Genomic DNA, 1,849 nt, shown 5'->3' on the forward strand with positions numbered 1-1,849 from the left:
AAAGCTCGCGCCCCCCCTGGATTTCGCGGCCCTGCCGCTGTGGCGCACCGACGACGTGGTGGTCGACGCCCCCAACTCCCCCCGCCCGGCGGGGCGGCGGATGGCACCGCCGCCCGGCCCCACTCGAAACCCGACACGACGCACCGCAGGAGAGCACGTCATGAAGTTCCAGATCCACACCGCCATCGGCTACGACGCGACTCTTGTCCCGGCCCAGCTCGACACCCACGAGGCCGCCCGCGAGTTCGCCGCCACGCTGGCCCACCTCTTCCAGGTGCAGCCCGCCCGCGTCATCCACGACGAATTCCGGGCTACCGAGTACGTGTGGACCAACGTCACCGTGTCCCTCCCTGTCATCGGTGAGGCGGTGTTCAGCGTGGACAGCCGCAAGTCGGCCCGCGAGGCGGTCCGCCTGTACCTGGACAACAAGGCGGTGCCGTTCGCCTGGACGGGTGACGGGAGTGCCGGGCAGGTATGCGCCGAAGTCGTAGCCGCCGCTGTCCGCGAGCGCGACGCCCGCATGGCCCGCCAGGGCTGAACAGGGCCGGGGCGGCGGACCCCGCCGTCCCGGCTCCCAGAAAAACCCTGGTCAAAACCATTTCCCCGCTTTCGAATCCGGCTCAAGACTGGTAATATTGAGTCTGTTGGAAGGGGTGGCGCCCCGACCAGCGCCACCACTCGAAACCCGGCACCACACGGAGGGCACAGATCATGACCACCACCCAGCGCGCGGACCAGGACCAGCAGCTTCCGGCCCTGACGAAGATCGGCGGAGTCTGGCACTGTGTCATCTCCGGCGAGCTGTTCAAGGTCGCCAAGCCCGGCCGCACCTGGACCGTCGCTCGCTCGGACGAAGCCGCAGACCCGCAGCCGGTCGCTTCCGCCCGTACCCGCAAGGAAGCCCTTGCCGCCGCCCTGACGGCCCTCTCGGTCTCCCTGGCCTTGCCCGAGCCGACCGTCACCCGCGTCGGCTCCCGCATGAACGCGCTCGGCGGCGGCGTGATCATCACCGTCGAAGGACTGGTATCCGTGTTCTACCGACTGGAGAAGGGCGGATACGCCGAGCCGTGCGGCAAGTGCTCCGGGAAGGGGCACATCAACGGCTATGAGCACGTCCAGGGCGGCATCTGCTTCGACTGCGCAGGGTACGGAGCCCTTGGGGCCCCGATGCCCCTTGAGCGCCGGATCGAAGATGTGAAGTACCTGGCCACCGACATTCGCAAGCAGCACGAGCGAGCGATCATCGACGCCGCCAAGCACAGGGCGATCTGGGCCAAGTTCAGCACCGCCGAGCCCGAGCTGGCCAAGTGGATGGACAACGACGGAAGCACGTTCCCCGACGACATGCGCCGCCTGATCACCTCCGGCAAAACCATGACGCCGCGCCAGGACCAGGCCGCGCGCCGAGCCGCCGAGGAGTACGCCCGCCGCGAGGAGCGCGCAGCCGCAGAAGCCGCCACGCGCGCCGAACGCATCGCCTCCGCCCGAACCCTGGCCGAGGGCGACGAGGTAGCCCACGACGGGACCGTCACCCTGGCCAGGACGGTCGACGGCGCATTCGGCTCCCGGAAGCTCCTACTGATCGATGCAGGAGACGGACTCACGCTGAAGGTCTTCAGCACCAGCAAGGCGGCATGGGAAGCCGAGGAGGGCGACCGGGTGCGCGTCACCGGCACGGCCAAGAAGCCCCAGACCGACAGGTACGAGGGCACACCGCAGACCCCCGTCGCCCGCCCGCGCATCACCAACGTCGCCACCGCCGACAAGCTCGAAGGAGTCGCGGTGTAGACCCCCGGTGGGGGGGGGGGGGCCCCGGGGGCCCCCCCCCCCCCCCCCGCCCCGGGCGGGG

Annotated in this window: 2 protein-coding genes; both read left to right on the forward strand. The window is 70.0% G+C overall.

The window, feature by feature from the left end:
• The coding region (locus tag ACFV2X_RS55480) for a hypothetical protein (protein WP_385631933.1) at window positions 1-538 on the forward strand (538 nt) is incomplete at its 5' end.
• 173 nt (window positions 539-711) lie between these two features.
• Window positions 712-1,788, forward strand: a complete 1,077-nt coding sequence (locus ACFV2X_RS55485) for a hypothetical protein (protein ID WP_385631934.1) — start codon at window positions 712-714, stop codon at window positions 1,786-1,788.
• Window positions 1,789-1,849 lie beyond the last annotated feature (61 nt).

The organism is Streptomyces sp. NPDC059679, assembly GCF_042734105.1.
Taxonomy (GTDB): domain Bacteria; phylum Actinomycetota; class Actinomycetes; order Streptomycetales; family Streptomycetaceae; genus Streptomyces.